Annotated in this window: 25 protein-coding genes; 19 read left to right on the top strand and 6 right to left on the bottom strand. The window is 72.7% G+C overall.

Going from position 1 to position 26,339, the window contains the following annotated elements; genetic code table 11:
• Window positions 1-11 precede the first annotated feature (11 nt).
• Window positions 12-734: an alpha/beta fold hydrolase gene (locus ACLJOU_RS10275; protein WP_410565649.1), complete on the top strand. Its 723-nt coding sequence runs from the start codon at window positions 12-14 to the stop codon at window positions 732-734.
• Between the two features lie 50 nt (window positions 735-784).
• Here ACLJOU_RS10275 and ACLJOU_RS10270 read toward each other — a convergent pair whose 3' ends face one another.
• Window positions 785-1,705 carry an aldo/keto reductase gene (locus ACLJOU_RS10270; RefSeq protein ID WP_410565646.1) on the bottom strand — a complete coding sequence of 307 codons (921 nt, stop codon included), beginning with the start codon at window positions 1,703-1,705 and terminating at the stop codon, window positions 785-787.
• 45 nt (window positions 1,706-1,750) lie between these two features.
• Between ACLJOU_RS10270 and ACLJOU_RS10265 the strand changes: the two genes are divergently transcribed.
• The gene (locus ACLJOU_RS10265) at window positions 1,751-2,485 is read left to right on the top strand and encodes an SDR family NAD(P)-dependent oxidoreductase (protein WP_410565643.1); all 735 of its coding nucleotides are present in this window, start codon (window positions 1,751-1,753) and stop codon (window positions 2,483-2,485) included.
• Here the strand turns inward: ACLJOU_RS10265 and ACLJOU_RS10260 are convergent, their stop codons facing one another.
• Entirely contained in the window at window positions 2,486-3,811 is a 1,326-nt protein-coding gene (locus tag ACLJOU_RS10260) for an amidohydrolase (RefSeq protein WP_410565640.1), read from the bottom strand.
• Between the two features lie 23 nt (window positions 3,812-3,834).
• Here ACLJOU_RS10260 and ACLJOU_RS10255 point away from each other — a divergent pair, with 23 nt between their 5' ends.
• Genes ACLJOU_RS10255 through ACLJOU_RS10245 form a run of 3 tightly spaced genes read left to right on the top strand, consistent with a single transcriptional unit; the run spans window position 3,835 to window position 6,735 of the window.
• Window positions 3,835-4,938, top strand: a complete 1,104-nt coding sequence (locus tag ACLJOU_RS10255) for a zinc-binding dehydrogenase (RefSeq protein WP_410566681.1) — start codon at window positions 3,835-3,837, stop codon at window positions 4,936-4,938.
• A gap of 10 nt (window positions 4,939-4,948) precedes the next feature.
• Window positions 4,949-5,896 carry an aldo/keto reductase gene (locus ACLJOU_RS10250; RefSeq protein ID WP_410565637.1) on the top strand — a complete coding sequence of 316 codons (948 nt, stop codon included), beginning with the start codon at window positions 4,949-4,951 and terminating at the stop codon, window positions 5,894-5,896.
• On the top strand, window positions 5,893-6,735 hold the full coding sequence (locus ACLJOU_RS10245) for an alpha/beta hydrolase (protein ID WP_410565634.1): 843 nt from the start codon (window positions 5,893-5,895) through the stop codon (window positions 6,733-6,735). Before ACLJOU_RS10250 ends, ACLJOU_RS10245 begins: the two co-directional genes overlap by 4 nt.
• Here ACLJOU_RS10245 and ACLJOU_RS10240 read toward each other — a convergent pair.
• A complete protein-coding gene (locus tag ACLJOU_RS10240; protein ID WP_410565631.1) occupies window positions 6,722-8,161 on the bottom strand; it encodes a GMC family oxidoreductase in 1,440 nt (479 codons plus the stop codon). The genes ACLJOU_RS10245 and ACLJOU_RS10240 overlap by 14 nt on opposite strands.
• Window positions 8,162-8,299: 138 nt before the next feature.
• Here ACLJOU_RS10240 and ACLJOU_RS10235 point away from each other — a divergent pair, with 138 nt between their 5' ends.
• From ACLJOU_RS10235 to hpaD, 6 genes are all read left to right on the top strand, one after another.
• Window positions 8,300-9,736, top strand: coding sequence for an aldehyde dehydrogenase family protein (locus ACLJOU_RS10235; protein ID WP_410565628.1), 1,437 nt, complete (start codon window positions 8,300-8,302; stop codon window positions 9,734-9,736).
• Between the two features lie 71 nt (window positions 9,737-9,807).
• Window positions 9,808-11,229, top strand: coding sequence for a fumarylacetoacetate hydrolase family protein (locus ACLJOU_RS10230; protein WP_410565625.1), 1,422 nt, complete (start codon window positions 9,808-9,810; stop codon window positions 11,227-11,229).
• Window positions 11,211-11,879 carry a GntR family transcriptional regulator gene (locus tag ACLJOU_RS10225; protein WP_410565622.1) on the top strand — a complete coding sequence of 223 codons (669 nt, stop codon included), beginning with the start codon at window positions 11,211-11,213 and terminating at the stop codon, window positions 11,877-11,879. The genes ACLJOU_RS10230 and ACLJOU_RS10225 overlap by 19 nt, the downstream gene beginning before the upstream one ends.
• A gap of 16 nt (window positions 11,880-11,895) precedes the next feature.
• Window positions 11,896-12,843 (top strand): 4-hydroxy-tetrahydrodipicolinate synthase, encoded by a 948-nt coding sequence (dapA, locus tag ACLJOU_RS10220; RefSeq protein ID WP_410565620.1) that lies wholly within the window; start codon window positions 11,896-11,898, stop codon window positions 12,841-12,843.
• Window positions 12,840-14,348, top strand: a complete 1,509-nt coding sequence (hpaE, locus tag ACLJOU_RS10215) for a 5-carboxymethyl-2-hydroxymuconate semialdehyde dehydrogenase (RefSeq protein WP_410565617.1) — start codon at window positions 12,840-12,842, stop codon at window positions 14,346-14,348. Before dapA ends, hpaE begins: the two co-directional genes overlap by 4 nt.
• The gene (hpaD, locus tag ACLJOU_RS10210) at window positions 14,345-15,385 is read left to right on the top strand and encodes a 3,4-dihydroxyphenylacetate 2,3-dioxygenase (RefSeq protein ID WP_410565614.1); all 1,041 of its coding nucleotides are present in this window, start codon (window positions 14,345-14,347) and stop codon (window positions 15,383-15,385) included. Before hpaE ends, hpaD begins: the two co-directional genes overlap by 4 nt.
• Here hpaD and ACLJOU_RS10205 read toward each other — a convergent pair.
• Both ACLJOU_RS10205 and ACLJOU_RS10200 read right to left on the bottom strand, forming a co-directional pair.
• Entirely contained in the window at window positions 15,368-17,218 is a 1,851-nt protein-coding gene (locus ACLJOU_RS10205; protein WP_410565611.1) for a S9 family peptidase, read from the bottom strand. The two genes, hpaD and ACLJOU_RS10205, sit on opposite strands and share 18 nt — an antisense overlap.
• 16 nt (window positions 17,219-17,234) lie before the next feature.
• Window positions 17,235-17,669 carry a DUF6292 family protein gene (locus tag ACLJOU_RS10200; RefSeq protein ID WP_410565608.1) on the bottom strand — a complete coding sequence of 145 codons (435 nt, stop codon included), beginning with the start codon at window positions 17,667-17,669 and terminating at the stop codon, window positions 17,235-17,237.
• A gap of 185 nt (window positions 17,670-17,854) precedes the next feature.
• Here ACLJOU_RS10200 and ACLJOU_RS10195 point away from each other — a divergent pair, with 185 nt between their 5' ends.
• The 7 genes from ACLJOU_RS10195 to ACLJOU_RS10165 all read left to right on the top strand — a co-directional run bounded on the left by ACLJOU_RS10195 (window position 17,855) and on the right by ACLJOU_RS10165 (window position 24,049).
• Complete coding sequence (locus tag ACLJOU_RS10195; RefSeq protein ID WP_410565605.1) at window positions 17,855-18,292, top strand: DUF6292 family protein; 438 nt, start codon at window positions 17,855-17,857, stop codon at window positions 18,290-18,292.
• Window positions 18,289-18,828: a DivIVA domain-containing protein gene (locus ACLJOU_RS10190; protein ID WP_410565602.1), complete on the top strand. Its 540-nt coding sequence runs from the start codon at window positions 18,289-18,291 to the stop codon at window positions 18,826-18,828. Before ACLJOU_RS10195 ends, ACLJOU_RS10190 begins: the two co-directional genes overlap by 4 nt.
• 414 nt (window positions 18,829-19,242) lie before the next feature.
• Window positions 19,243-20,640: an FAD-binding oxidoreductase gene (locus ACLJOU_RS10185; protein ID WP_410565599.1), complete on the top strand. Its 1,398-nt coding sequence runs from the start codon at window positions 19,243-19,245 to the stop codon at window positions 20,638-20,640.
• Complete coding sequence (locus ACLJOU_RS10180; protein WP_410565596.1) at window positions 20,622-21,917, top strand: class I SAM-dependent methyltransferase; 1,296 nt, start codon at window positions 20,622-20,624, stop codon at window positions 21,915-21,917. Before ACLJOU_RS10185 ends, ACLJOU_RS10180 begins: the two co-directional genes overlap by 19 nt.
• A gap of 100 nt (window positions 21,918-22,017) precedes the next feature.
• Window positions 22,018-22,221 carry a cold-shock protein gene (locus ACLJOU_RS10175; protein ID WP_004558414.1) on the top strand — a complete coding sequence of 68 codons (204 nt, stop codon included), beginning with the start codon at window positions 22,018-22,020 and terminating at the stop codon, window positions 22,219-22,221.
• A 287-nt stretch (window positions 22,222-22,508) separates the two neighbouring features.
• Window positions 22,509-23,441: an acyl-CoA desaturase gene (locus ACLJOU_RS10170; protein WP_410565592.1), complete on the top strand. Its 933-nt coding sequence runs from the start codon at window positions 22,509-22,511 to the stop codon at window positions 23,439-23,441.
• 65 nt (window positions 23,442-23,506) lie between these two features.
• Window positions 23,507-24,049: a polysaccharide deacetylase family protein gene (locus ACLJOU_RS10165; protein WP_410565589.1), complete on the top strand. Its 543-nt coding sequence runs from the start codon at window positions 23,507-23,509 to the stop codon at window positions 24,047-24,049.
• A gap of 48 nt (window positions 24,050-24,097) precedes the next feature.
• Here ACLJOU_RS10165 and ACLJOU_RS10160 read toward each other — a convergent pair whose 3' ends face one another.
• Complete coding sequence (locus ACLJOU_RS10160; RefSeq protein WP_410565586.1) at window positions 24,098-25,063, bottom strand: endo-1,4-beta-xylanase; 966 nt, start codon at window positions 25,061-25,063, stop codon at window positions 24,098-24,100.
• Window positions 25,064-25,203: 140 nt separating this feature from the next.
• Here ACLJOU_RS10160 and ACLJOU_RS10155 point away from each other — a divergent pair, with 140 nt between their 5' ends.
• Window positions 25,204-26,274, top strand: a complete 1,071-nt coding sequence (locus ACLJOU_RS10155) for a LacI family DNA-binding transcriptional regulator (protein ID WP_410565584.1) — start codon at window positions 25,204-25,206, stop codon at window positions 26,272-26,274.
• The last annotated feature ends 65 nt before the right edge of the window (window positions 26,275-26,339 follow it).

The following is a 26,339-nucleotide window of genomic DNA, read 5'->3' as shown; positions in this document are numbered from 1 at the left end:
AAAGGATCTCCTTGACGCTCCCGACCTCCCTGGCCGTGCGCCGGTTCACGCCCGAAGGCCCGCCCGCCGGGCCGCCGGTGCTGCTCCTGCACGGCTTCGCCTCCGACGGCCACACCGACTGGGTCAGCACCGGCTGGCCGTCGGCGCTCACCGGCGCGGGCCGGCCGGCGGTGGTGCCGGATCTGCCCGGCCACGGCTCCAGCCCCGCGCTCGCCGACCTCACGCCGAAGGCGATCGCCGAGGAACTCGCCGCCGCCGTCGATGACCAGTCCGAAGTGGACGTCGTCGGCTATTCGCTCGGTGCGCGCCTGGCCTGGGAACTGCCCGCGGTGCTGCCGGTCCGGCGGCTGGTGCTGGGCGGGATCAGCCCGCACGAGCCGTTCGGCGCGGTCGACGTCGAGGCCGCGCTCGCCTTCGCCGGCGGCGGGCGGCTGCCGGCCGACCCGCTGACGGCGGCGATCGCCCGGATGATCACCGCACCCGGCCGCGACCCGGCCGCCCTCGCGCGGTGCATCGAGGGTCTGCGGCGGGAGCCGTTCGCCCCGCGCGCCGGGACGATCGGCGTGCCGACGCGGTTCGTCGCGGGCCAGGACGACCCGATCAGCCAGGGCATCGAAGCCCTGGTGCCGCTGGTCCCGGACAGCGACCTCCGGCGAGTGCCCGGCGACCACGGGGGCGCCCTGCGCGGTGCCCCCTTCCGCACCGCCGCCCTCGCCTTCCTCACCACCCCCTGACCGTCCTCCGGGGCGGGCACTTTCACATGAGCGTGCCCGCCCCGGAGGTGTCACCAGGAGCCGTCGGGGCGGACCGCCCGGTCGAGGCGGAGGTGGTCGAGGGCCGCGCGGATTTCGTGGCCGTGTTCGCGGGCCAGGAGGAGCGCGCCGAGGTTGTCGACCAGCTGTTCCGCGCGGCTCACTCCGAAGAGGACGTTCGCCACCGGTTCGTAGGCCAGGCAGAACGCCAGCGCCAGCTGGGCCCGGGTGGCGCCGAAGTCCGCGGCGATGCGGCCGATCTCGGCGGAAGCGGCCACGATGGACTCCCGGATCCCGCCGACGTCCGCACCGATCTTCCGCGCCGGGACAGTGGTGCCCAGCAGGACGCCGCCTTCGAAGACGTCCGACGCCTGCAGCGCGAGGCGTCCGCTCGCGAAGTGCTTGCGGTACGGCTCGCCCTCGGCCATCGAACGGCGGGCGATGGAGTACTTGAGCTGGGCGAACTCCGGCGCCGGGAGGCCCTCGCGCTCCGCGAACTCCAGCGCGGCGTCCAGGTCCGCGGCGAGCCAGTTGTTGACGCCCCAGCCACCGGTCCGCCCGGCCCGGATCTCTTCGGCGACCTCGGTGACGACCCGGGGGATGTCCGGGCGTTCCCGGTAGTCCCCCACGACGACCAGGTCCGCGTGGGCGGTGCCGATCCGGCCGAGCGACGTCTCCAGCTGCCCGGCGAAGCCGCTGCGCGGGTAGTCCCAGAGCCAGAGCTTCCCGCACAGCACGTAGTCCTCGCGCGCGATCCCGGCCTTCCGGACGGCCTCGCCGAAGAGGATGTCGGTGCGCGAGTGCTCTGCGTGCGGGCCGAAGTCGTAGTGGGCGACGTCGAACAGCGTGACGCCGGCGTCGACGGCCATCCGGAGCAGCCGGACGGCGTCGTCGAACTCCATCCGGTCCCAGGTGTTCCACGAGCCGAGGCCGAAGGCCGATCTGGTGAGCACGAGTTTTCCTTTCACCGCAGCACCTCTTTCATCTACGATTGTAGAATGAAAACACGGGTTGTGGTGGTCACCGGGGGCGCGAGCGGGATCGGCCGGGGGGTCGCCGAAGCGTTCGCCGCCGCGGGGGATCGGGTCGTCGTCGCCGACGTGGACGTGTCCGCGGCGCACGACGCCGGCCGCGAAATCGGCGCCGAGCACGTCGAACTCGACATCGCGGATCCGGCGTCGGTCGACGCGGCGGTGTCGCTGCTGGCCGACCGGTTGGGGCCGGTGGACGTGCTGGTCAACAACGCCGGGCTGGCCGGCGGCGGCGGATCGCTGACCGGACTCGGCATCGAGGTGTTCGACCGGTGTGTCGGCGTCAACTTCCGGGGGACGTTCCTGATGACCCGCGCGGTCGGGGCGCACATGGTCGCGGCGGGCACGCGTGGCGCGATCGTGAACGTCTCCTCGATCGGGGCGCGGCAGCCGACACCCGGGCTCGGGCACTACGAAGCGACGAAAGCCGCCGTCGACGCGCTGACCCGGTCCGCGGCGCTGGAGCTGGCGCCGCACGGGATCCGCGTCAACGCCGTCGCGCCCGGACCGGTGCTCACCCCGATGACCGCCGGGTTCGCCGCGGACAACGCCGCCCGGGCGGCCTGGGACGCCCGGATCCCGCTCGGCCGCATCGCCGAGGTCCCCGACGTCGTCCCCGCCGTGACGTTCCTGGCCTCGGCCGCCGCCGGGCACATCACCGGGGTGAGCCTGGCGGTGGACGGCGGCCAGCTGCTGACCTGACTATCCCTTGTGGACGACCCGGCCGCCGGTCACCGTCAGCTCGACCGTGACCGACGGCAGGTCGGCCAAGGCGGTGGTCACCGGATCGGCCCCCAGGACGCAGAGGTCCGCCGCCTTGCCCGGCTCCAGCGACCCCTTCCAGGCCGCCGATCCGTCCTGTGCGGCCGCTTCGGTCGTGTAGCAGCGAAGCAGCCGGGTGGTCAGGTCCGGCGTGACGCCGTGCGCGCCCAGCAGCTCCCCCGCCGCCGCGAGGTGGACGCGCCAGTCCGGGGTGACGACCGGCGCGTCACTGCTGAGCGTCAGCGGAACACCGAGGTCCAGCACGTCCCGCAGCGGCCAGGCCTTCGCGGCGACCTCCGCCCCGAGCGCCGTCGCGACCATCGGCCGCATCGCGGTCGCGATCGCGGGCTGCGTGGTCAGCCCGACCCCGCGGGCGGCCATCCGCCGCAGCTGGGCGGGGGTGACGAGGTCGCCGTGCACCAGGTGGTCGCCGGCGCGCAGGTGCCCGAGGGCGGCTTCGATGCTGCGTTCGCCGGTGGCGTGGACGCCGACGACGAGACCGGCTTCGTGCGCCAGCGAGATCATCGCCGCCAGGTTGGCCGCGCGCTCGTCGTCGCCGGGGCCGTCGACGAGCAGGCCGCCGTGCGTGCCGTCGGCGTAGCAGTGGTGGGTCCAGGCGGTGCGCATCGGCGGGATGCCGTCGGCGAAGATCTTGACGCCGGGGACGGCCAGCCACTCCGGATCCGCCGCCGGCACCGGCGTGGCCAGGCCGCGGGCGAAGTCCGGCAGCGAGCTGGCGCCGTCGAGGAGGCCGAACAGGCGCAGCACGGTGACCCGCGCCCGCAACCGGCCTTCGCGGTGCAGGGCCGCGTACTCCTCGAGCACTTCCGCCGAGAAGCAGCCGGTTTCGCCCGGCCCGAGCCCGGGTTCGGTGTAGCTGGTGATGCCGAGCGCCGCGCAGAGGTCCCCGGCACGCAGGATCGCCGCCCGGCGGTCTTCCGCCGTGACCACCGGGGTTTCCTCGTGCGGCGCGCCGAGCAGGGGGTGCGGCCAGCGGGCGCCGAGCCACGTCGCGTGCAGGTGTGCGTCGTTGATGCCCGGCAGGACCACGCGCCCGCCCAGATCCAGCACTTCGGTGTCCGGTCCGATGTGGCCGGTCACGTGCTCGCCCACCGCGGCGATGCGGCCGTCCCGGACGGCGAGGCCGCCGGTGACCGTGCCCGCGGGACCGAAGGTGTGCACCACACCGCCGCGGAGGACGAGGTCCGCCGGGCGAATCCGTTGTGCCGTCATGGTTTCCTCCCGGACCTGGACTTTTTCTTCCACGACTGTAGACTAAAAAGATGGCCCTGCCCACCCACACGGAGGCCGCCGTTCTCACCGGCCACCGCGGTCCCCTCGCCCTGCGCGAGCTCCCCCTCCCCGGCGAGCCGGAACCCGGCGCCGCCCTCGTCCGGCTCACCTGCACCACGTTGTGCGGCACCGACGTCCACCTCTGGTCGGGGCAGATGAGCCTGCCCGGCATGCTTCCGATGGTGCTGGGCCACGAGATGGTCGGCGAAGTCGTCGCCGCCGGCCCCGGCACCACCGACACGCTCGGCCGCGAGATCCGGCCCGGCGACCGCATCGGCTGGTCGGAGTCGACGTGCGGGCGCTGTCACGGCTGCACGATCCTGCGCGAGCCGGTCGCCTGCGAACACCGCGGCTACGGGTTCCTCCAGCGCGCCGACCGGTTCCCGTACGCCACCGGCGGCCTGGCCCGGCACTGCTACGTCACGCCCGGCGCGGCGAAACTGCTGCTGCCGGACGACGTCCCGGACACGTGGGCGTCGATGTCCGGTTGCGCGGGCAAGACCGTGCTGCGGGCGGTCGGCCGGTCCGGTGGCATCCGTCCGAACGCGACGGTCGTCGTCCAGGGTGCGGGCGCGCTCGGGGTGTTCGCCACGGCGGTCGCGCGCCTCTGCGGTGCCGGGACGGTGATCACCGTCGGCGGCCCGCAGTCGCGGCTGGCGGTGGCCGAGCGGTTCGGGGCCACCGCGACCGTCTCCGTCGAGTCCACTCCGGACGAACGCGTCGAGCGGGTGCGCGAGCTGACCGGCGGCCGCGGCGCCGACCACGTCTTCGACTTCGCGGGTGGCCCGACGATCGGCGCGGAGGCCGTCGCCTTCGCCGCGCAGCGCGGGACGGTCGCGATCGTCGGCTCCACCGGCCCGGTCCCGGTCCCCGTCCCGCTGGGCACGGTGATGGGCAAGGAGCTGACCGTCGCCGGCTCGCTCAACGGCGACATCGCCGACTACCACCGCTCGGTCGAGTTCTTCCGCTCGTTCGCCGGCCGGATGCCGTGGAACGAGCTGTTCAGCCCGCCGGTCGGGCTGGCCGGCGCGTCCGCCGCCGTCGAGTCGATGTCCCGGCTCGGCGAACTCAAAGCCGTCGTCGACCCCCGACTGCCCTAGGAGCGTTCCCGTGCCCATCCCCCAACGCCGCATCGGCCGCGACGGCCCGCGCACCGGCGTCCTCTCGCTCGGCTCGTGGCACACCTACGACCGGATGGACTTCCGCGAAGCCGTCGCCCTGCTGCGCACGGCCGTCGACGCCGGGGTGAACCTCTTCGACGTCGGCGTGTACGGCCTGCCCGGCCACCCGCCGGTGTTCACCGACGTGCTGTTCTCGGCCATGGTGCGGGCCGCGCGCCTGCGCCGGGAGGACTACCTGCTGTCGGCGAAGCTCTGGCTGGAGGGCTATCCGGAGCACAGCCTGCGCGCGCAGCTGGAGAACGCGTTCTTCCGCGCCGGCGTCTCGCACGCCGACCTGGTGATCCTCGGCGACCTCCGGCACGACGGCACCGACCTGCACCAGCTCGTCACCGACCTCGCCGAACTGCACGCGGCGGGGCTGATCGGGCAGTGGGGCGTCAACAACTGGTCGGCGTCGGCGATCCGGGCGATCCACGGCTTCGCCGCCGCGGACGGCGTGCCCGGCCCCGCCATCGCCCAGCTGAAGTACAGCGTGGCCCGGCGGTCCATCCCGGACGGCGAGCCGTTCGCTTCCGTCTTCGGCCTCGGGATCTCCCTGCAGTCGTCGGACGTCTTCGAGGGCGGGGTCCTGCTCGGCAAGGGCGGCCGCCCGGTCGGCCGGGACCCCGGGGGCGTCCGGCAGCGGATCGCGGACTCCGCCGCCGGTCTCGCCGAGGTGGCCGGGAGCATCGGCGCGACGCCGGCGCAGCTGTGCCTGGCGTTCACCCTCACGCACCCGGCGAACACGACGACGCTGTTCGGCGCCACCGGCGTCGGGCAGCTGACCGACAACCTGAAGGCGGTCGCGCTGGTCGAGCGGGTGGGGGCGGCCCAGCTGCGCGCGCTCGTGGAACCGTTTTGGGCCGACCGGGACGCCGTCGATCCGGAGGGCCCGTGACTTCGTTCGAGCTCTCCGCCGAGACGCTGCCCGCGATCCGCGCGTCCTTCCGCAACCCCGCCCCGGACGAGGCGATCGGCGACCGGAACATCGTGTGGTCGGACCACACCCTGGACGACGGAATCGTCGTCACGGTCCTGCAGCCGCGGCATACGCGGCCGGACGCGCCCGGGCTGTACAGCATCCACGGCGGCGGGATGGTGATGGACGACCGGTTCGCCGACCTGCCGCGCCTGGTGCCGTTGATCGAGGAGTTCGGGTTCGTCTGCGCGACGGTCGAGTACCGGCTGGCGCCCGAGCACCCGCACCCGGCCCCGCTCGAAGACTGCTACGCCGGGCTCGTGTGGTTCGCCTCGACCTTCGGCTTCGAGCGGCTCGTCGTCGGCGGCGGCAGCGCCGGCGGCGGACTGAGCGCGGGGGTCGCGCTGCTGGCCCGTGACCGCGGCGGACCGGCGCTGGCCGGGCAGCTGCTGCTGTGCCCGATGCTCGACGACCGGACGTCGGCCGACCTCCCGGATCTCGTGTGGACGAAGGAAGCCAACGACTTCGGCTGGCGCAGCCTGCTGAACGGGCAGGTCTCGCCGTACGCGGCCCCGGCGCGGATGACGGACCTGACCGGCCTGCCGCCGGCGTTCGTGGAGGTCGGCGGGGCGGAGCTGTTCCGCGACGAAGACGTGACGTACGCCCAGCGGCTGGCCCGGGCGGGGGTGCCGACGGAGCTGCACGTCTGGGCGGAGACGCACCACGGCTTCGACCGGTTCGACCCGGAGGCCGAGGTGACCCGCGCCGCCCTCGCCGCCCGCTCCTCGTGGCTGCGGCGCCTGCTCAGCTCCCGGTGAGGAACCGCGCGGCCTGCTCCCCCACCAGCACCGCCGGCGCGTTGGTGTTGCCCGTCGGCACCCGGGGCAGCACCGACGCGTCGGCGACCACCAGGCCGTCCAGGCCGTGCACCGCCAGCTCCGGGTCCACGACCGCGTCCGCGCCGGTGCCCATCCGGCAGGTGCCGACCTGGTGGTGGTACGTGATCGCCGTCCGGCGGACGTACTCGCGGACGTCGTCCGCCGGTGCGGGGTACACCGGCCGCGCGCCCCACTCCCCGGCCAAGGCCGGGGCCCGGCCGACCTCGAGGCACTGCTCGACCGACGCCACCAGGCTCTCGAAGTCCGCCGGCGCCGCCAGGGCCGCGAGGTCGATGAGCAGCTCGTCGTCCGGCGTCGGCCCCGACAACCGCAGGCTTCCGCGGCTCTCCGGCGTCACCATGCCCGCCATCAGCGAGAACCCGGTGGGCGGCCCGGACATCCACGGCTCGTACATCGGCACGCTGAAGCAGATCGGCTGCGTGTCGGGCACCGCGAGCCCCGCGCGGCTGCGCCAGAACCAGTGCACCTGCGTCACCGGCCGGCGCGGCGCGGGCGTGACCTCGCGGGACGTCGAGAAGATGACCGGGGAGAGCAGGTGATCGTGCAGGTTGCGCCCCACGCCCGGCAGGTCGGCGACGACGCCGATGCCGAGCGCCGCCAGCTCGGCCGCCGGGCCGACGCCGCTGCGGAGCAGGATCGCCGGGGACGCCAGGGCCCCCGCGGCGAGCACCACCAGGTCCGCGGCGAGCTCCTGCAGCACCCCGTCCAGCGACACGACCACGCCGGTCACGCGGGAGCCGGAGAACCGCAGCCGGTGCACCAGCGCTCCCGTGTGGACGGTCATCCGCGAGGCCACCGGCGAACCGTAGGCGTGCCAGGTGCTGAACCGCCGTCCGCCGCGGAGGGTGATCTGCTGGACGGACACGCCGTCCAGGGTTCCGCTGTTGTAGCCGGGGTTGAGCGGCAGGCCGATCTCGCGACAGGCGTCCACTATGGACTGCTGGACCGGGTGCAGCGGCTCGTTCGGGACGACGTCGAGAAGGTCCTTCTCGATCCGGGCGAACACCGGCTCGACGTCGGCCCAGCGCCAGCCGGGCAGGCCCCAGCCGTCGTAGTCGGCCGGAGCGCCGCGGACCCAGATCATCGCGTTGAGCGCGTGCGAACCGCCCAGCACGCGACCGCGCGGCAGGTGCAGCCGCCGGCCGGCCGCGTGCTCCTGCGGGACCGTGTACAGGTCCCAGTCCTCGGGGCCGTGCCACAGCTCCCCGGCCCGCGCCGGGTCGTGGATCGCCGGGTTGACGTCCTCGCCCCCGGCCTCCAGCAGCGTCACCGCCGCGCCCGCGTCCACCAGCCGCCGCGCCACCACCGAACCGGCGGAGCCGGCGCCCACCACGATCACGTCCATGCGGACCAGCCTGGCGCGCGGCCCGGTGCCCCCGCGGCATCCCTTCGCCGTCGGTCAACGGGCGTGCGGGAGCGGACAAGACCCGAAGCGGCCCGCCGCCCGATACTCGGCTCACCCCAGGCCGAGGAGGACGACGGGATGGCGACACGCCTCTGCATCGACGGACAGTGGACCGAAGCCGGCGGCGGCGCGCTCCCCACCCACGACCCGGCCACCGGGCAGGTCATCGACGAGGTCGGCACGGCGTCGCGGGCCGACGTCGACGCCGCCGTCGCGGCCGCCCGGCGGGCGCTTTCCGCGCCCGCGTGGGCCGGGCTGCTGCCGGTCCGGCGCGCCGCGCTGCTGTTCCGGCTGGCCGAGCTGGTCGAGCAGCACCACGAAGAGCTGGCGCGGCTGGAAACCCGGGACCAGGGCCAGCCGATCGGGGTGTCCCGGCAAGTCAGTGTCACCGGCGCGGCGGAGCACTTCCGCTACTTCGCGGGCTGGGTGACGAAGCTGCAGGGCACGACCAACCCGGTGTCCTTCCCGGACACGCTGCACTACACCCGCCGCGAGCCGGTCGGGGTGAACGCGCTGATCACGCCGTGGAACTTCCCGCTGATGATCCTCGCCTGGAAGCTCGCGCCGGCGCTCGCCACCGGCAACACGGTGGTGATCAAGCCCAGTGAGGTCACGCCGCTGACCAGCATCCGGCTGGTCGAACTGGTCCACGAAGCCGGGATCCCGGCGGGGGTGGTCAACCTCGTCACCGGCGACGGCGCGGTCGGCGCCCTGCTGACCGAGCACCCCGGCGTGGACCACGTGTCCTACACGGGTTCGACGGCGGTCGGGAAGCTGATCACCGCGGCGAGCGCGGCGTCCAACCTCAAGCGCCTCACCCTCGAACTCGGCGGCAAGGCCCCGAGCGTCATCGCGGCCGACGCCGACATCGACGCCGCCGTCGCGGGCAACCTCGCCGGAGCGACCCTCAACACCGGCCAGGTCTGCGCGGCCTACACGCGCTTCTACGTCGACCGGAAGCGCGAGCAGGAGTTCGTCGACAAGCTGGCCCGGGGCCTCGAAGGACTGCGGCTCGGTCCGGGCGTCGAGGAAACCACGCAGCTCGGCCCGCTCGTGTCGGCCAAGCACCGCGAACACGTCGACTTCCTCGTCAGCACCGGCCACGAGCAGGGCGCCGACCTGGTCACCGGCGGCACCCCGGTGGACGGCGACGGCTACTTCTACGCCCCGACGCTGTTCGCCGGTGTCCGCGACGACATGGCGATCATGCGCGAGGAGATCTTCGGCCCGGTGCTGGCCGTGACCGCCTACGACGACGGTGACGAACTCCTGGCCCGGGCGAACGACACCGAGTACGGCCTGGCCGCCACGGTGTGGACCCGCGACCTCCGCACGGCCCAGCGCTACGCCGACGGCATCCGGGCCGGCGCCGTCTTCGTCAACATGCCCCCGATCCCCGACATGGCGGCGCCGTGGGGTGGCTACAAGGCGTCCGGCTGGGGCCGCGAAATGGGCCCGTGGGCGCTCGACGCCTACACCGAAGTCAAATCCGTCTGGCTCCACTACGGCGATTGAGCGGGGTTCCCCGCGCGCCAGATCGTATATGATTTGAGATACCTTTCCCCCACCGGCAGGCAGGACCACGGATGACGCCCCCTCCGCAGCGGCCCGGCAAGATCATCGCCCTCCACCTCAACTACCGGTCCCGCGCCGCCCAGCGCGGCCGGGTGCCGGAGCAGCCGTCGTACTTCCTCAAGCCGCCGACGTCGGTCGCGGTGAGCGGAGCCGTGCTCGAACGCCCGGCCGGGACCGAGCTGCTGGGCTTCGAAGGCGAGATCGCGCTGGTCATCGGCCGCACCGCACGCCGGGTCACGCCCGAGGAGGGCTGGTCGTACGTCGAGGGCGTCACCGCGGCCAACGACTTCGGCGTCTACGACCTCCGCTACGCCGACAAGGGCAGCAATCTGCGGTCCAAGGGCGGCGACGGCTTCACCCCGCTCGGCCCAGCGGTCCTGCCCGCCGCCGGCGTCGACCCGGCCGCGCTGCGGCTGCGGACCTGGCTCAACGGCGAACTGGTCCAGGAGGACACCACCGCCGACCTGCTGTTCGGCTTCGGCCGGCTGGTCGCCGACCTCTCGCAGCTGATCACCCTCGAGCCCGGCGACGTCGTCCTGACCGGCACGCCCGCGGGCGCGTCGGTCGCCGTGCCCGGCGACGTCGTCGAGGTCGAGGTCGACACCGCCGGGCACACGACCGGACGGCTCGTCACGCCGATCGCCGACGGAACCGTCCCCTTCGGACCGTTCGGCGCTCTCCCCCGCGTCGACGAAGAGCAGCGTGCGGACGCGTACGGGACGGCCGAGCCGGAGTTCGAGCTGACCGCGTCGCTGAAGGAGCGGATCGAGTCCGTCGGCACCGCGACGCTTTCGGCCCAGCTGCGCAAGCGCGGCTACAACGCGGTGTCGATCGACGGGCTCACCTCGACGAAACCGGGCGCCCGGCTGACGGGCCGCGCGCGGACCCTGCGGTACCTGCCGTACCGGGAAGACCTGTTCAAGGCCCGCGGTGGTGGCTACAACGCCCAGAAGCGGGCGATCGACAGCCTCGGCCCCGGCGACGTCCTCGTCATGGAGGCCCGCGGCGAACGCGGCACCGGCACGGTCGGCGACATCCTCGCGCTGCGGGCGCAGGCGCGCGGCGCGGCCGGGATCGTCACCGACGGCGGCGTCCGTGACATCGCCGCCGTGTCCGCATTGGACATCCCCACCCACCACGCCGGGCCGCACCCGGCGGTGCTCGGCCGGCGGCACGTGCCCTGGGACGTCGACGTCGCGATCGCCTGCGGTGGCGCCGCGGTCTGCCCCGGCGACGTCGTCGTGGGCGACGCCGACGGGGTCCTGGTCATCCCGCCGGACCTCGTCGAAGAGGTGGTCGAGGCGGCGATCGAGCAGGAGCTGCAGGAGACGTTCATCGCCGAGCAGGTCGCCGCCGGCGAGCGCGTCGAGGGCCTCTACCCGATGGACGGGCACTGGCGCGGGAGGTACGCCGCATGGCGCGCGAAACGGTGACCGGCGCCGCGATGAGCAAGTCGCGGATCGCCTACCGGTGGATCAAGGCCCGGATCGCCGACGGCACCTTCTCCCCCGGCTATCGGCTGGTCCTCGGGCAGCTCGCCCAGGAGCTCGGCGTCAGCGTCGTCCCGATCCGCGAGGCGATCCGGCTGCTGGAGGCCGAAGGGCTGGTGACCTTCGAGCGCAACGTCGGCGCGCAGGTCGCGATGGTCGACGAAAGCGACTACCAGCACACCATGCAGACCCTCGCGCTGGTCGAGGGCTACGCCGCCGCGCTCGCCGCGCCCGTCCTCCCACCGGGCGCGCTGGCCGAGGCGCGGGCGCTGAACGCCGAACTGGCGGACTGCCTCGGGCACTTCGAACCGGCCCGGTTCACCGGCCTCAACCGCGCCTTCCACGCCGTGCTCTTCGACGCCTGCCCCAACCCGCAGGTCCTCGACCTGGTCCGGCGGGGCTGGGACCGGCTCAGCGGGCTGCGCACCTCGACGTTCAGCTTCGTGCCGGGGCGCGCCCGCGAATCGGTCGCCGAGCACGAAACCATCCTCGGCCTGCTCGACGGCGGCGCCCCCGCGGCCGAGGTCGAACAGGCCGTCCGCGCCCACCGGCTGGCCACCCTGGACGCCTACCTCGCCTACCGCCGCCACTGACCCAGGAAGGAACCCCATGCGCTTCCGCTCCGACCCCCAGGCCGTCCGCGGGTCGATCGCGCCGCTGATGACGCCGTTCACCGCCGAGGGCGCGGTGGACCACGCCGGCCTCGAAAACCTCGTGCGCTGGCAGCTCGCTTCGGGCACGCACGGCATCTCGATCGGCGGCTCCACCGGCGAACCCGGCTCGCAGACGGTCGCCGAACGCGCCGAGGCCATCCGCACGGTCGCCGCCGCGGTCGGCGACCGCGTCCCCTTCGTGCCAGGCACCGGCTCGGCGAAGCTCGACGAAACCCTGGAGCTGACGTCTCTCGCGCGCGACGCCGGGATCGACGCCGCGCTCGTCATCACGCCGTACTACGCCCGGCCCACGCAGGACGCGCTGTTCGTCTGGTACCGCACGGTCTGCCGCGAGTTCCCCGACCTGCCGATCGTCGCCTACAACGTGCCGAGCCGGACCGCGGTCGACCTCGCCCCGGAGACCGTCGCGAAGCTGTTCCGCTCCTGCGACAACTTCGTCGGCATCAAGGAGACGACCAAGGACTTCGAGCACTTCTCCCGCGTGCTGCACCTGTGCGGCCGCGAGCTGCTCGTGTGGTCCGGGATCGAACTGCTCTGCCTGCCCCTGCTGGCCCTCGGCGGCGCCGGGTTCGTCAGCGCGACGGCCAACATCGCCCCGGCGGCGTGCGCCGAGATGTACACCGCGTGGCAGGCCGGCGACCACGAACGGGCGCGGGAGCTCCACTACGGTCTGCACCCGCTGGTCGACCTGCTGTTCGTCGAGACCAACCCGGCGCCCGGGAAGTGGGTGCTCCAGCAGCGCGGGCTGATCGCCTCCGGGTACGTCCGGCCGCCGCTGATCCCGCCGACGGAGTCCGGCGTCGCCCGAATCACCGAGCTGATGGCCGAAGGCGCGAAGTACCTCACGCCCGCCGACGGCTTCACCGTGGAAGGAAAGCAATGACCCACTACGTCCCGGACGGCCTGCCGGGCGAGCTGAAGCACTACATCGGCGGCGAGCTCGTCGACAGCGTCTCGGGCAAGACTTTCGACATCCTGGACCCGGTGTCCAACACGCCCTACGTCACGGCGGCCGCGGGGCAGGCGGAGGACGTCGACCGCGCGGTCGCGGCCGCGCGCACGGCGTTCACCGAAGGCCCGTGGCCGCGGATGCTGCCCCGGGCGCGGGCGCGGATCCTCCACAAGATCGCCGACGCCGTCGAGGCCCAGGACCGGCGGCTCGCGGAGCTGGAGACGTTCGACACCGGCCTGCCGATCACCCAGGCGCTGGGGCAGGCCCAGCGCGCGGCCGAGAACTTCCGGTTCTTCGCCGACCTCGTCGTGGCGCAGGCGGACGACACGTACCAGGTGCCGGGGCGGCAGGTGAACTACGTGCACCGCAAGCCGGTCGGGGTCGCCGGCCTGATCACGCCGTGGAACACCCCGTTCATGCTGGAGAGCTGGAAGCTCGCACCCGCGCTCGCCTCGGGCTGCACGGTGGTGCTCAAGCCGGCCGAGTTCACGCCGCTGTCGGCGAGCCTCTGGGCGGGCATCTTCGCCGACGCCGGGCTGCCCGAAGGGGTGTTCAACCTGGTCAACGGCTACGGCGAAGAAGCGGGTGACGCCCTGGTCAAGCACAGGGGTGTCCCGCTGATCTCGTTCACCGGCGAGACCACGACCGGGCAGACGATCTACCGCAACTGCGCGGCCCACCTCAAGGGCATGTCGATGGAGCTGGGCGGCAAGTCCCCGGCGATCGTGTTCGCCGACGCCGACCTCGACGCGGCCCTCGACTCGACGCTGTTCGGGGTGTTCTCGCTCAACGGCGAGCGCTGCACCGCGGGCAGCCGGATCCTGGTCGAGCGCCCGGTCTACGACGAGTTCTGCGCCCGGTACGCCGAACGGGCGGCGAACATCGTCGTCGGCGACCCGCACGACCCGGCCACCGAGGTCGGCGCGCTCGTGCACCCCGAGCACTACGACAAGGTCATGCGGTACGTCGAGCTGGGCAGGACCGAGGGCCGGCTGCTGGCCGGCGGCGGTCGTCCGGCCGGACTGGACAGCGGCAACTACGTGGCCCCGACGGTGTTCGCCGACGTGCCGCCGACCGCGCGGATCTTCCAGGAGGAGATCTTCGGACCGGTCGTCGCGCTGACGCCGTTCGACACCGATGCGGAAGCCCTGGCGCTGGCCAACGACGTCAAGTACGGGCTGGCCGCGTACCTCTGGACGTCGAACCTCCAGCGGGGGCACACCTTCGCGCAGTCGGTCGAGGCCGGGATGGTCTGGCTGAACTCGCACAACGTCCGGGACCTGCGCACGCCGTTCGGCGGGGTCAAGGCCTCCGGCCTCGGCCAGGAAGGCGGCTACCGCTCCCTCGACTTCTACACCGACCAGCAGGCCATCCACGTTTCGCTCGGGCCGGTCCACACGGCCCGCTTCGGTGCCGTCCGGAAGGGACAGTCATGACCACCACCCCACCGGACGTCCTCCGCTGCGCGTACGCCGAACTCGTCGTCACCGATCTGGCCGCGTCGCGCGCGTTCTACGTCGACGTGCTCGGGCTCGTCGTCACGCACGAAGACCCCGAAGCCCTGTACCTCCGCGCGTTCGAGGAGTACCTGCACCACTCCCTGGTGCTGCGGAAGGGGGCCACGCCCGCTCTGCGCGTCCTGGCCTACCGGGTGCGCGGCGCCGCCGACCTGGACCTGGCGGAGGCGTACTACCGCACGCTCGGCTGCCGGGTCGAGCGCCGCCCGGCCGGTGCCACGCGGGGCATCGGCGAGGCGGTGCGCGTGCTGGACCCGCTCGGCTTCCCGGTGGAGTTCTTCCACGAGGCCGAGCACGTCGAGCGGTTCACCCAGCGCTACGACGTCCACGGCGCCGGGGCACTGTCGCGACTGGACCACTTCAACCTCGACACCCCGGACGTCCCGGCGGCCCGGAAGTACTACGAGGGCCTGGGTTTCCGCGTCTCGGAGGACATCCAGGACGGCGAAGGCACGGTGTACGCGGCCTGGCTGTTCCGCAAGCCGACGGTCCACGACGTCGCCCTCACCGGCGGCGACGGCCCGCGGCTGCACCACATCGCGTTCGCCTCGCACGAGCGGCACCAGATCCTGCACATCTGCGACCACCTGGGCGCGCTGCGCAAGCCCGGGATGATCGAGCGCGGACCCGGCCGGCACGGCGTGTCGAACGCCTTCTACCTCTACGTCCGCGATCCCGACGGGCACCGCATCGAGATCTACACCCACGACTACTACACGGGCGACCCGGACAACCCGGTGATCACCTGGGACGTCCACGACAACCAGCGCCGCGACTGGTGGGGCAACCCGGTGGTGCCGAGCTGGTACACCGACGCGTCGGTGGTGCTGGACCTCGACGGCGCGGTGCAGCCGGTCGCCGAACGGGCCGAGCCGCGCGAAGCCGACGTCACGGTGGGTGCGGACGGGTTCTCGTTCACCGGCTCGGCGGAGTACAAGCTAGGCGAGCAGGTCTGAAAACCAGGCGCGGGTGCGGCGCAGGTAGTCGAGCTGGTGGCCGCGTTCGCGGAGTGAGTGACCTTCCCGGGGGTAGACGACGAACTCGTGCGGCCGGTCGGCGAGGGCGTGGTGCAGGAGTTCGGCCTGGGACAGCGGCACGTTCGTGTCGTCCTCGCCGTGCACGATCAGCACCGGTGTCCGGATGCGGTGGGCGTGGGTGATCGGGCTGTTCTCCCGGCCACCGAGGGCGCCGTCGTACCGGCCGTGCTCCCCCGTCGCGGCGAGCAGCGGCCAATCGATGACGCCCGCGTTGACGACGGCCGCCTTGAACCGGTCCGTGTGCGCGACGGCCCAGGCGGCCATGAACCCGCCGTGGCTCCCGCCGGCGATGCCCAGCCGGTCTTCGTCGGCGACGCCCGCCGCGACGAGCAGGTCGATCCCGGTGAGGAGGTCGGTGAACTCCGCGCCCCCGACGTCGCCGGCGACGCTCGCCGCGAAGGCGTGCCCGTGGCCGAGGCCGCCGCGGGGATTCGGGAGGAACACCGCGAACCCGGCCGCGGCCAGCCATTGGCCGTGGCGGAACCAGCCCAGCTGGGACCGGTCGGCGAAGCGGTCGTACGGGCCGCCGTGGACCTGGGTGACCAGCGGGAAAGGCCCATCGGCGCGGGTCCGGCCGGGTGGGAGGACCAGGAGACCGTCGAGTTCCAGGCCGTCTCCGGCGCGGTAGGAGAGGCGTTCCTGCGTGCCCCACGGGATGTCGGGCTGCGGCGGTTCGCCGAGCCGGGTGCGCGAGCCGCCGATCGGTCCACAGTGGACGGCCTCGGGCTCGGTGGCGGTGCTCGCTACGACAGCGATCCGGCCGCCGCCCGCGCTCAGCTCCTGCAGGCTGCCGGTCGCGCGGCCGAGTTCGGCGAAGGCGCCGGCGGCGGGGTCGAAGCGCCGGATCGAGGTGTCGAGACTTTCGGCGAACAGGGCCAGCAATGAGCCGTCGCCGGACTCGGCCAGTTCGACCGGGCAGACGCTCAGCCCGGCGGTGAGGTTCCGGTGGTCACCGGCAGCGAAGATCGCGTTGCCCCCGATCAGGCCGGCCGGGGTGAGGCCGCGGTAGGCGAGCTGCCAGCCGGTTTCGTCGCGCCACCAGGTGAGCGACTCGGCCTCCAAGGCGGGGACGCCGAGATCCTGCCGGGCACCGGTGGCGGGGTCGACCAGGTGGAGGCCGAGGTCGAAGCGCCCGGGCTCCCGGTCGGCGACGGACCAGGTGAGGACGGCGAGGGTCTGGCCGTCCGGCCGCGCGGCGGCTTCGACGACGTGCCGCGGGCCGAAGTCCACGAGCGGGCGGACGGTGCGGGTCGACGGGTCGAGGAGCCACAACCGGTCAGGCCGGGCGAGCGTGTCCCAAGTGGGTGCCTCGGCGGCACCCGGCCGCACCACGCGCACCCGCGGGTCGGCCGCCGTGTCCCCTTCCGCCGGCGCGACGAACACCACCGCACTCCTGCCCGGCAGCAGCACGTAGTCACCGACGCCGGTGCGCCAGTCCGTCAACTGCTCCGGCTCGCTCTCCAGCCCGGCCCGGTACAGCTGCGCGGTTCCGCGGTTTGCCCGGTCGGAAAGGAAGTACACCCACGCGGAGTCGGCCGACCACCGCGGCTCCCGGTCCTCCACCGCGGCGGCGGCGAACTCCCGAGGCGGCTCGCTCCCGTCCGCGGGCGCCAGCCACAGCCCACTCACCGGATGCTCTCCGGGACGACCGACCGGCGAACTCGCGAACACCACCCACCGGCCGTCCGGCGACACCCGCGGTGTCCGCGGTACCAGCCGGTCGACCACGGCCTCCGCCGTCAGCTCCCCCATGCCCCCGAGTCTGCCATCATCCGCGGCCGGCGGGGGTCACCTCCGGGACCAGCGCGAGGAGCCGCTCGTGGTCGCCCGCTTCACGCAGGACCGGGGGCTCGAGCGTGCCGGCGTCCGGGTCGTCCGCGCGGACCGCCGCCAGGAAGCGGACCACCGCGCGGGGCTCCGGGAAAACCTCGCCGCCCCGGTAGGTCAGGACCGTCGCACCGGTCGCGTCTTCGATCGCCGCCGCCCAGCCGTGGACTTCGTCCCAGACCAGGGCCAGGTCGTGGCCGGGAAAGCGGGACAGGCGCCAGTCGAGGGCGATGTAGGCGGCCGCCGGGGTGCCGGTGTCGAGCGTGCACGATTCGAGGCCCACCCCCACGGCCCGGGCCACCGCCCCCACGTAGCTCCGCAACCGCCGCTCGAACGAGAACTCCGTGTCGCGCTCGAAGTCGATCAGAATGCTCAACGCCGCCTCGCTTTCCCGGTCCGCCGCGGGATCCTCCGCGATCACTCGATCGGGTACCCCGCCGGTGCGGTGCTCAACCCCGGCGCAGCGGACTGCCGTGTCGTCTATCCGGCGACATCTTGCTTGTCATCATTTCGATGACATGTTAGAACCGAAGCAGCCGAAGAGAAAGGTGAGCCATCCCCGTGACCGCATCGATCGAACTCCCGACCGGTTACCAGAACCCCGCCGTCCCCGCGCTGCTCGAGTACCTCCGTGACGTCACCGCCGAGCTCGGCATCGGCCTCGAGTCCTGCACCCTCGACCACGACCGCCCGATCTCGGCGTACGTCGCCCTGGACACTCGGCTGCCGCACTACCCCGACCGGGACGTGGCCCTCCTGTGGGACGAAGAGCGCGGCTGGGCGGCGGCGATCGAGACGCACTCCGGTGAGGACCTGATCGTCCTGCGCTACCTCGGCGGGCCGGCTGTCGCTCCCGCACCACGCCGGGTCGCCCGGTTCGTCACCGCCCTGCACGAAGACGACCACACCGTCGGCCGACCCGACCCGGTGCGGCTCCGCACCGCGGGGGACGCCGCCGACCTCGCCGCGCTGCTGCGCCGGCCGGCCGTGGCCCGATGACGGCGCCGCTGCCCCTGCCCGAAAGCTTCGCCCTGACGTTCCGCGGCTACGACCGCGAGCAGGTCGACGAGCGGATCGACGAGCTCCTCGCCGAGATCCGCCTGCTGACGGCCGACCGCGACGCGGCCGTCGCCGAGGCCGAGCACCTCGCGCGCCGGCTCGAACGGGCCCGCGCCGACCACGCCGAGCTGAGCGCCCGCACCGACCGGCTGTGCCGCACGCCCGCCGACCCGGCCGCCGTCGGCGACCGCGTCCGGCACCTGCTCGAACTGGCGCACGGCGAAGCCGACGAGATCGTCGCAACCGCCCGCGAGCGGGCCGCGGCCATCGTCCGGGAGGCGGAGGAGGCCGCACAGCAGCGCATCGCCGACGCCCGCGCCCAGGCGTACCGCACAGTCGACGACGCCCGCCGCCGCGCCGACCGCCTGGCCGCGATCGAGCGGCGCACGGCCGACCGGCTGCGCGAGATCGACGCCTTCCTCGCCGACGCCGAAGGCCTCCTGGGAGAGCACACCCCGCTCCGCGCGGTGGCCTGACCCACCGTGACGGCGCCGGGGCCCGGCGCCGGCCGCGATCGAGCCGGCGCCCCGGGATGCGAGTCCCCTCCGCGTCGTCGGCCGGCCGTCGTGGTGCCCAGGCCCGGGCCCTCCGATGACCAGGGACACGTGATCAGGTCATCCGGGCCCCTCCGCGTCGTCGGCCGGCCGCCGTGGTGCCCAGGCCCGGGCCCTCCGATGACCAGAAACACGTGATCAGGTCATCCGGGCCACCAGTGTCGGCCGGTCGGCCCTCGTGGTGCCCGGTCCGCGCCTCCGCCGACCAACGACACGTGATCAGGTCATCCTGGCCACCGGCGTCGGCTGAACCGATCCCACCACCCGGGACAGCGCGGAAAACCGTGCCCTGCCGGCGCAGTGCGCCCGCCGTCGGCGTGAGGCAGGATCGAGCTCGTGACCATCGATCAGGCCGGGGCGCCGGAAGCCCCGCCGTTCCCCGCGCACGAAGCCCGCGTCGACGCACTGAGACGGCAGCTCGCCGCCATCAGCGGCGCCACCACCATCCGGCTGGCGAAACGGACGTCCAACCTCTTCCGGTCCCGCGCCGCGACGAAACACCCCGGACTGGACGTCTCCGGGTTCAGCCACGTCCTGCGCGTCGACCCGGCCACCCGCACCGCCGACGTCGAGGGCATGGTCACCTACGAGCAGCTCGTCGACGCCACCCTGCCGCACGGCCTGATGCCGCTGGTCGTGCCGCAGCTGAAGACGATCACCCTCGGCGGCGCGGTGACCGGCCTCGGCATCGAGTCCTCCTCGTTCCGCAACGGCATGCCGCACGAATCGGTCCTGGAGCTGGAGGTGCTCACCGGGGACGGCCGGATCGTCGTGGCCACGCCGGACAACGAGCACCGCGACCTGTTCCACGGCTTCCCGAACTCCTACGGCACCCTCGGCTACGCACTGCGGCTGCGGATCGTCCTGGAGCCGGTGAAGCCGTTCGTGAAGCTGCGCCACGTCCGCCACCACGACCGCGGCAAGTACTTCGAGGCCCTGGCCGAGATCTGCGCGGAGAGCGAGTACGAGGGCGAGCACGTCGACTTCGTCGACGGCACGGTCTTCGGCCCGGACGAGCTCTACCTGACGCTCGGGACGTTCACCGACACCGCGCCCGCGACCAGCGACTACACCTGGCTGGACATCTACTACCGCTCGATCCGGCGGCGGGAGACCGACCACCTCACCGTGCGGGACTACCTCTGGCGCTGGGACACCGACTGGTTCTGGTGCTCGCGCGCCTTCGGCGTCCAGCACCGGCTGCCCCGGCTGCTGCTCGGCCGCCGGTTCCTGCGGTCGTCGGTCTACTGGAAGGCCGTCGCGCTCGACCGCCGGTTCCGGATCGCCGAGCGGCTGCTGAAGCTCCGGCGGCTGCCGCCGGAGGAGACGATCGTGCAGGACATCGAGGTCCCGATCGGCCGCGCCGCGGAGTTCCTCGAGTTCTTCGAACGCGAGATCCCGATCAGCCCGGTCTGGGTCTGCCCCCTGCGCCAGCGGCCCGGCGGGGTCCGCTGGCCGCTCTACGAACTGGACCCCGAAGAGCTGTACGTCAACTTCGGGTTCTGGTCCGCCGTGCCGCTCGACCCCGGCGAGCGCGACGGCGTGCACAACCGGATGATCGAAGCCGAGGTCACCCGCCTCGGCGGGCACAAATCGCTCTATTCGGACAGCTTCTACACCGAGGACGAGTTCTGGCGGCTCTACAACGGCGACGCCTACCGGGAGCTCAAGCGCGCCTACGACCCGCGCGAACGGCTGCTCGGCCTCTACGAGAAATGCGTCCGCCGCCGGTGAAAGGAACCAACGTGACCCAGGAAAGCATCACCGTCGGCGCGGTCTTCGAACGGCTGCTCGGCCCGCGCGCCGAGGTGTCGATCACCGCCTACGACGGCAGCCGCAGCGGCCCGGCCGACGCGCCGGTGGCCATCGAGGTGCGCTCGCCGCTCGCGCTGGACTACCTGATGTCCTCCCCCGGCGACCTCGGCCTCGCCCGCGCGTACGTCGCCGGCGCGCTGGACGTCGAAGGCGACCTCTACACGGCGCTGCGTGCGCTGTCCACGCAGGTCGACCAGCTCACCCCGGCCGACCGGCTGTGGCTGCTGCGCAACCTCGGCCCGCGCCACCTGCGGCTGGTCAAGCCGCCCGCCGAGGAGCACCCGAGCCGGTTCCGGCGCGGGCTGACCGCGCTGCGGCACTCCAAGGAGCGCGACAGCGAGGCCATCGCCAGCCACTACGACGTGTCCAACCGGTTCTACGAGCTGGTCCTCGGCCCGTCGATGGCCTACACGTGCGCGGTGTTCCCGCACGAAAGCGCCACGCTGGAGGAGGCGCAGGCGCACAAGTTCGACCTCGTCTGCAAGAAGCTCGGCCTCAAGCCCGGGATGAAGCTGCTCGACGTCGGCTGCGGCTGGGGCGGCATGGTCGCGCACGCGGTCCGGCACTACGGCGTCGAGGCCATCGGCGTGACGCTGTCGCGCGAGCAGGCCCAGTGGGCGCAGAAGAACGTCGTCGCGCTGGGGATCGCCGACCGCGCCGAGATCCGGCACCAGGACTACCGGGACGTCACCGAGACCGGGTTCGACGCGATCTCGTCGATCGGCCTGACCGAGCACATCGGCGCGCGCAACGTCCCCGGCTACTTCCGCTTCCTGGCCGGCAAGCTCAAGGCGCACGGACGGCTGCTCAACCACTGCATCACCAACCCGGACACCAGCGTCGCGCACCGCTCGCGCGGGTTCATCGACCGGTACGTCTTCCCCGACGGCGAGCTCGAAGCCCCCGGCGAGCTGATGACGGCCATGCACGACGCCGGCCTGGAGGTGCGGCACGCGGAGAACTTCCGCGAGCACTACGCGAAGACCCTGGCCGGGTGGTGCGCCAACCTCGACGAGCACTGGGACGAGGCCGTCGCCGAGGCCGGTGCCGGGCGCAGCCGGGTGTGGGCGCTCTACCTCGCGGCCTGCCGGCTGGCCTTCGAGCGGCGCGAGATCGAACTGCACCACATCCTGGGCGTACGCACCGACAGCGAGGGCGGGATGGGCATGCCGCTGCGCCCCGATTGGGGAGTTTGACCACCGGGGGTGGCAACACCGGGCCGGTAATGGGATAATGGTCTTGAGACCGGGTGTCCGAACGGGACATCCAGGCTCACAACAAAGAGTAGGTATGGGTATGGCTCAGGGCAGTGTCAAGTGGTTCAACGGCGAAAAGGGCTTCGGCTTCATCGCGCAGGACGGCGGGGGTCCGGACGTGTTCGTCCACTACTCCGAGATCCAGGGCAGCGGCTTCAAGTCGCTCGACGAGGGTCAGCGCGTGGAGTTCGAAATCGGCCAGGGCCAGAAGGGCCCGCAGGCCCAGCGCGTCAGCGTCATCTGAGCCACGAGGCAGCCTGAGGCCCTCGCCCCGACCAGGGGCGAGGGCCTTTCTCGTGCGCGCTCACACTGCGGGTTCACAACGATCCGGTAACCTGGGAAGCGGCGAGAGCACCTCAGTACGCCGGCGTCCGGCCGGCCACACTCCCGCCCGTGGCCTCGAGGCCGATCGCCGGCAGGAGCGGCGACCCGCCCGGCCACCTCCAGACCGCTCACCCGCCGGGTGTTCCCGCCCCCGGCCTTCCGCGCCCGGCTCGGTCGGCGCGGCGTAGACCTCGAATCGAGAAGTGCATGACCGCATCCGTGAAGGCAGCCCGCCCTGCCCCGAAACCCGTGCTCTCGGGCAAGCAGACCGTCCCCGAGCTCATCACCATCCGCACGTTCCTGCTGGTCCCGTTCCTCGCGCTGGCCGTCGCCGTCCCGGTGTTCTGGGGCTGGGGCATCAGCTGGGTCGACCTCGCGATCGGCGGGGCGTTCTTCGTGGTGTCGACGCTCGGGGTGACCGTCGGCTACCACCGCTACTTCACCCACGGTTCCTTCCGCGCGAAGCGGGCCCTGCGGATCGCCCTGGCCATCGCCGGCGGCCTCGCGGCCCAGGGCCCGGTGATCGGCTGGGTCGCCGACCACCGGCGCCACCACGCGTTTTCCGACCGCGACGGCGACCCGCACTCGCCCTGGCTCTTCGGGACGTCGCCGGTGGCGCTGGCCCGCGGGTTCTGGCACGCGCACATGGGCTGGCTCTTCGGCCGCGACAAGACCAACGTCGAGCGGTTCGCCCCGGACCTGGCCGCCGACCGCGACCTGCGCGTCGTCGACCGGCTCTTCCCCCTGTGGGTGGTGCTGAGCCTGCTGCTCCCGCCGCTGCTGGGCGGCCTGATCACCCTTTCGTGGTGGGGCGCGCTGACCGCGTTCCTGTGGGCCGGCCTGGCGCGGATCTCGTTCCAGCACCACGTCACGTGGTCGGTGAACTCGGTCTGCCACATGATCGGCGAGCGCCCGTTCACCAGCCGCGACCGCTCGGCCAACTTCTGGCCGCTGGCCATCCTGTCGATGGGCGAGTCCTGGCACAACACCCACCACGCGGACCCGACCTCGGCCCGCCACGGCGTCCTGCGCGGCCAGCTCGACGTCTCCGCCCGGGTGATCTGGGTGTTCGAGAAGCTGGGCTGGGCGTGGAACGTCCGCTGGCCGACGACGAAGCGCCTGGCGGCGCTGGCCCGCTAGCCGGCGGCCCGAAAGCGGCCCGAAAGTCCTTGCCCGCCGCGGCGCGGGCGGGTGATCTTGGACGGATGGACACGGTCGCGCTCACCTTCGACGACGGCCCCTACCCCGAGACGACCCCCGCGCTGCTGGCCGCGCTCGGCGGCGCGCGTGCGACCTTCTTCCTGTGGGGCGAGCACGCCGCCGCGCACCCGGACCTCGTGCGGGCGATCGCCGCGGCGGGGCACGCGATCGGCAACCACACGTGGACGCACCCGCACCTGACCACGCTCCCGGCGGCGGTCCAGGACCAGGAGGTCCGGCGCACGCAGGACCTGTTGACCCGGCTGACCGGGATCCGCCCGGCGCTGTTCCGGCCGCCCTACGGCGACACCGACGCGGCGGTCGAGAAGACGCTGGTGACGCACGAACTCACCGAGGTCCTGTGGACCGTCGACACGCGCGACTGGGCGGGGTGCACCGCGGACGAGATCGTCGCCGCGGCCGGCGAAGTGCAGCCGGGCGGTGTCGTGCTGATGCACGAAGGCCGCCCGGCCACCCTCGACGCGGTGCCCCGCATCCTCGCCGCGCTGACCGCACGCGGCTTGCGTCCCGGTCCCGTCCGGCCGTGAAGGGCACCTGACTGCCCTTCACGGCATCATCGGATCGGCACTATCGGATCAGGGGTTGAGGGCGAAGTACGCCGGCTTCGGACGCAGGTTCTCGTCGAAGAGGCAGGCCGCGCCTTCGCCCGGGAAGACGTCCGGAACCCACGAGTGCCGGTCCGTGAAGCCCCACGTCGTGAACTCGACGCACTTGCGGACCGCGTGGCAGCCGTCCCACAGCTGCCCGAAGTAGCTCGCCTGGGTCGCGAGCTTGGCCGCGTCCGCCGGCAGCGGGATCCGGACGTCGGCCTCGGTGACCGCCGTCTCCACACCGATCCGCGCGAAGCGGGCCAGGTTTTCGCGGTACTGCCCCGGGAAGCCGTACTGGATGGACAGGTGTCCCTGGATGCCGACGCCGCTGATCGGCACACCCTGCCGCCGCAGCGTCTTCACCAGGTCGTAGACCGCGTCGCTCTTCGGGTTGATCCCTTCGATGTTGTAGTCGTTGATGTAGAGCTTCGCCGCCGGGTCCGCCGCGTGCGCCCAGCGGAAGACGTCGGCGACGAAGCCGTCGCCGAGCTTCTGCCGGAAGACCGTGTCCCGCCGGGTGCCGTCTTCGTTGAAGATCTCGTTGACGACGTCCCAGGCGCGGATCTTCCCCTTGTACCGCTTGACTTCCGTGGTGATGTGGTCGTGCAGGACGCGGCGGAGCTCGTCGGCGGGCAGCGCGGCGACCCAGTCCGGGAGCTGGGAGTGCCAGACCAGCGTGTGGCCGCGCACGGTCTTGTGGTGCTTGCGGGCGTAGTCGACGATGGCATCCGCACCCGACCAGTCGTACTGGCCCCGCACTGCCTCGATCGTGCCCCACTTCATCTCGTTCTCCGGCGTCACGTTGTCGAATTCCCGCGTGAGCACCGCTCGGTAATCGGTTTCCGACGCGAGGTAGGCCGCCGCCACCGCACTGCCGACGTAACGGTTCGTGGTGTATTGCAGCGGCACCGACGCCGAAGCGGCCGGCGCCTGCCAAGCGGCAATACCCATGAGGGCCGCAACCGCCATCAGGACGCGTTTCTTAGGAATTCTCACTGACATCTTCATCCTCCGCTGGACAATCGTGCTGACGCTGCTCCGAAACTTTCCAACCGTTTCAAATCAGGTTTCGATGACCTAGAATCTCCGTCATGACAACGAAGTCTGACGAGCTCGAGCCGTCCGAGTCCCGGGTGACCATCGCCCGGATCGCCGCCGAGACCGGTGTCTCCGTCCCGACAGTTTCGAAAGTGCTGAACGGCCGTCCCGACGTCGCCGAAAGCACGCGCGCGCGTGTCGAGGCGGTCATCGGGAAATACGGGTACCGGCGCCGGGCCGACGAACGTTCCCGCCGTTCCCGTCTGCTGGAACTGATGTTCCACGAACTCGAAAGCACCTGGGCGCTGGAAATCATCCGCGGGGTGGAGTGCGTCGCCCGCGAAAACGGAATGGCGGTGGTGCTGGCGGAATCTTCGGGCCGGCACACCCCCGGGCAGAGCTGGCTGGAGAGCGTGCTGGCCCGGCGCCCGGTCGGCATCGTCTCGGTGTGCTCCGACTTCACCGGCGGTCAGCTGGCGAAGCTGCGGGCCCGCGACATCCCGCTCGTCGTCGTCGACCCGGCCGGCGCGCCCGGCCCGGAGACGCCCTCGATCGGGGCCACGAACTGGCAGGGCGGGCTGACGGCCACCCGGCACCTGATCGAGCTGGGCCACCGCCGGATCGCGATGATCGGCGGGCCGGAGGGCGTGCTGTGCAGCCGGGCCCGGATCGACGGGTACCGCACGGCGCTGGAGACGGCCGGGCTGGCGTTCGACCCGGCGCTGGTGCGCCGCGGCGACTTCCACGTCCGGGCCGGCTACCGCGAACTGGCTTCACTGCTCACCCTCCCCGACCGGCCGACGGCGGTCTTCGCCGGCAGCGACCTTCAGGCACTCGGCGTGTACGAGGCGGCCCGCGACGCGGGGCTGCGCATCCCGGACGACCTTTCCGTGGTGGGCTTCGACGACCTGCCGATCGCCCGCTGGCTGACCCCCGAGCTGACGACGGTCCGCCAGCCCCTCCAGGAGATGGCGGCGGCCGGCGCCCGGCTGGCGATTTCGCTGGCCCGCGGGGTCGACCCGGAGAGCCACCGCCTCGAGCTGGCCACCAGCCTGGTGGTCCGCCACAGCACCGCGGCGCCGGCGCACCGGGGCTACCGGGTCCTGACCGGCGGCGCGAGTTAGGACGGATCGGGGCTGACCCACGGCCGGCGGGCGCGGCGCCGGCGGTCGGTCAGCGGCTTCCGGCC

The sequence above is a fragment of the Amycolatopsis sp. cmx-4-61 genome (genome assembly GCF_046548775.1).
Lineage (GTDB): Bacteria > Actinomycetota > Actinomycetes > Mycobacteriales > Pseudonocardiaceae > Amycolatopsis.
This window is presented reverse-complemented; position numbering and strand designations above follow the sequence as displayed.

What these genes read in the sequence shown, in the direction of transcription:
- ACLJOU_RS10265 (WP_410565643.1), top strand. Translation starts at nt 1,751, where the DNA reads ATGAAAACACGGGTTGTGGTGGTCACCGGGGGCGCGAGCGGGATCGGC.
- ACLJOU_RS10240 (WP_410565631.1), bottom strand. Translation starts at nt 8,161, where the DNA reads ATGGACGTGATCGTGGTGGGCGCCGGCTCCGCCGGTTCGGTGGTGGCG.
- ACLJOU_RS10235 (WP_410565628.1), top strand. Translation starts at nt 8,300, where the DNA reads ATGGCGACACGCCTCTGCATCGACGGACAGTGGACCGAAGCCGGCGGC.
- ACLJOU_RS10230 (WP_410565625.1), top strand. Translation starts at nt 9,808, where the DNA reads ATGACGCCCCCTCCGCAGCGGCCCGGCAAGATCATCGCCCTCCACCTC.
- ACLJOU_RS10225 (WP_410565622.1), top strand. Translation starts at nt 11,211, where the DNA reads ATGGCGCGCGAAACGGTGACCGGCGCCGCGATGAGCAAGTCGCGGATC.
- dapA (WP_410565620.1), top strand. Translation starts at nt 11,896, where the DNA reads ATGCGCTTCCGCTCCGACCCCCAGGCCGTCCGCGGGTCGATCGCGCCG.
- hpaE (WP_410565617.1), top strand. Translation starts at nt 12,840, where the DNA reads ATGACCCACTACGTCCCGGACGGCCTGCCGGGCGAGCTGAAGCACTAC.
- hpaD (WP_410565614.1), top strand. Translation starts at nt 14,345, where the DNA reads ATGACCACCACCCCACCGGACGTCCTCCGCTGCGCGTACGCCGAACTC.
- ACLJOU_RS10205 (WP_410565611.1), bottom strand. Translation starts at nt 17,218, where the DNA reads ATGGGGGAGCTGACGGCGGAGGCCGTGGTCGACCGGCTGGTACCGCGG.
- ACLJOU_RS10190 (WP_410565602.1), top strand. Translation starts at nt 18,289, where the DNA reads ATGACGGCGCCGCTGCCCCTGCCCGAAAGCTTCGCCCTGACGTTCCGC.
- ACLJOU_RS10180 (WP_410565596.1), top strand. Translation starts at nt 20,622, where the DNA reads ATGCGTCCGCCGCCGGTGAAAGGAACCAACGTGACCCAGGAAAGCATC.
- ACLJOU_RS10175 (WP_004558414.1), top strand. Translation starts at nt 22,018, where the DNA reads ATGGCTCAGGGCAGTGTCAAGTGGTTCAACGGCGAAAAGGGCTTCGGC.
- ACLJOU_RS10170 (WP_410565592.1), top strand. Translation starts at nt 22,509, where the DNA reads ATGACCGCATCCGTGAAGGCAGCCCGCCCTGCCCCGAAACCCGTGCTC.
- ACLJOU_RS10165 (WP_410565589.1), top strand. Translation starts at nt 23,507, where the DNA reads ATGGACACGGTCGCGCTCACCTTCGACGACGGCCCCTACCCCGAGACG.
- ACLJOU_RS10160 (WP_410565586.1), bottom strand. Translation starts at nt 25,063, where the DNA reads ATGGGTATTGCCGCTTGGCAGGCGCCGGCCGCTTCGGCGTCGGTGCCG.
- ACLJOU_RS10155 (WP_410565584.1), top strand. Translation starts at nt 25,204, where the DNA reads ATGACAACGAAGTCTGACGAGCTCGAGCCGTCCGAGTCCCGGGTGACC.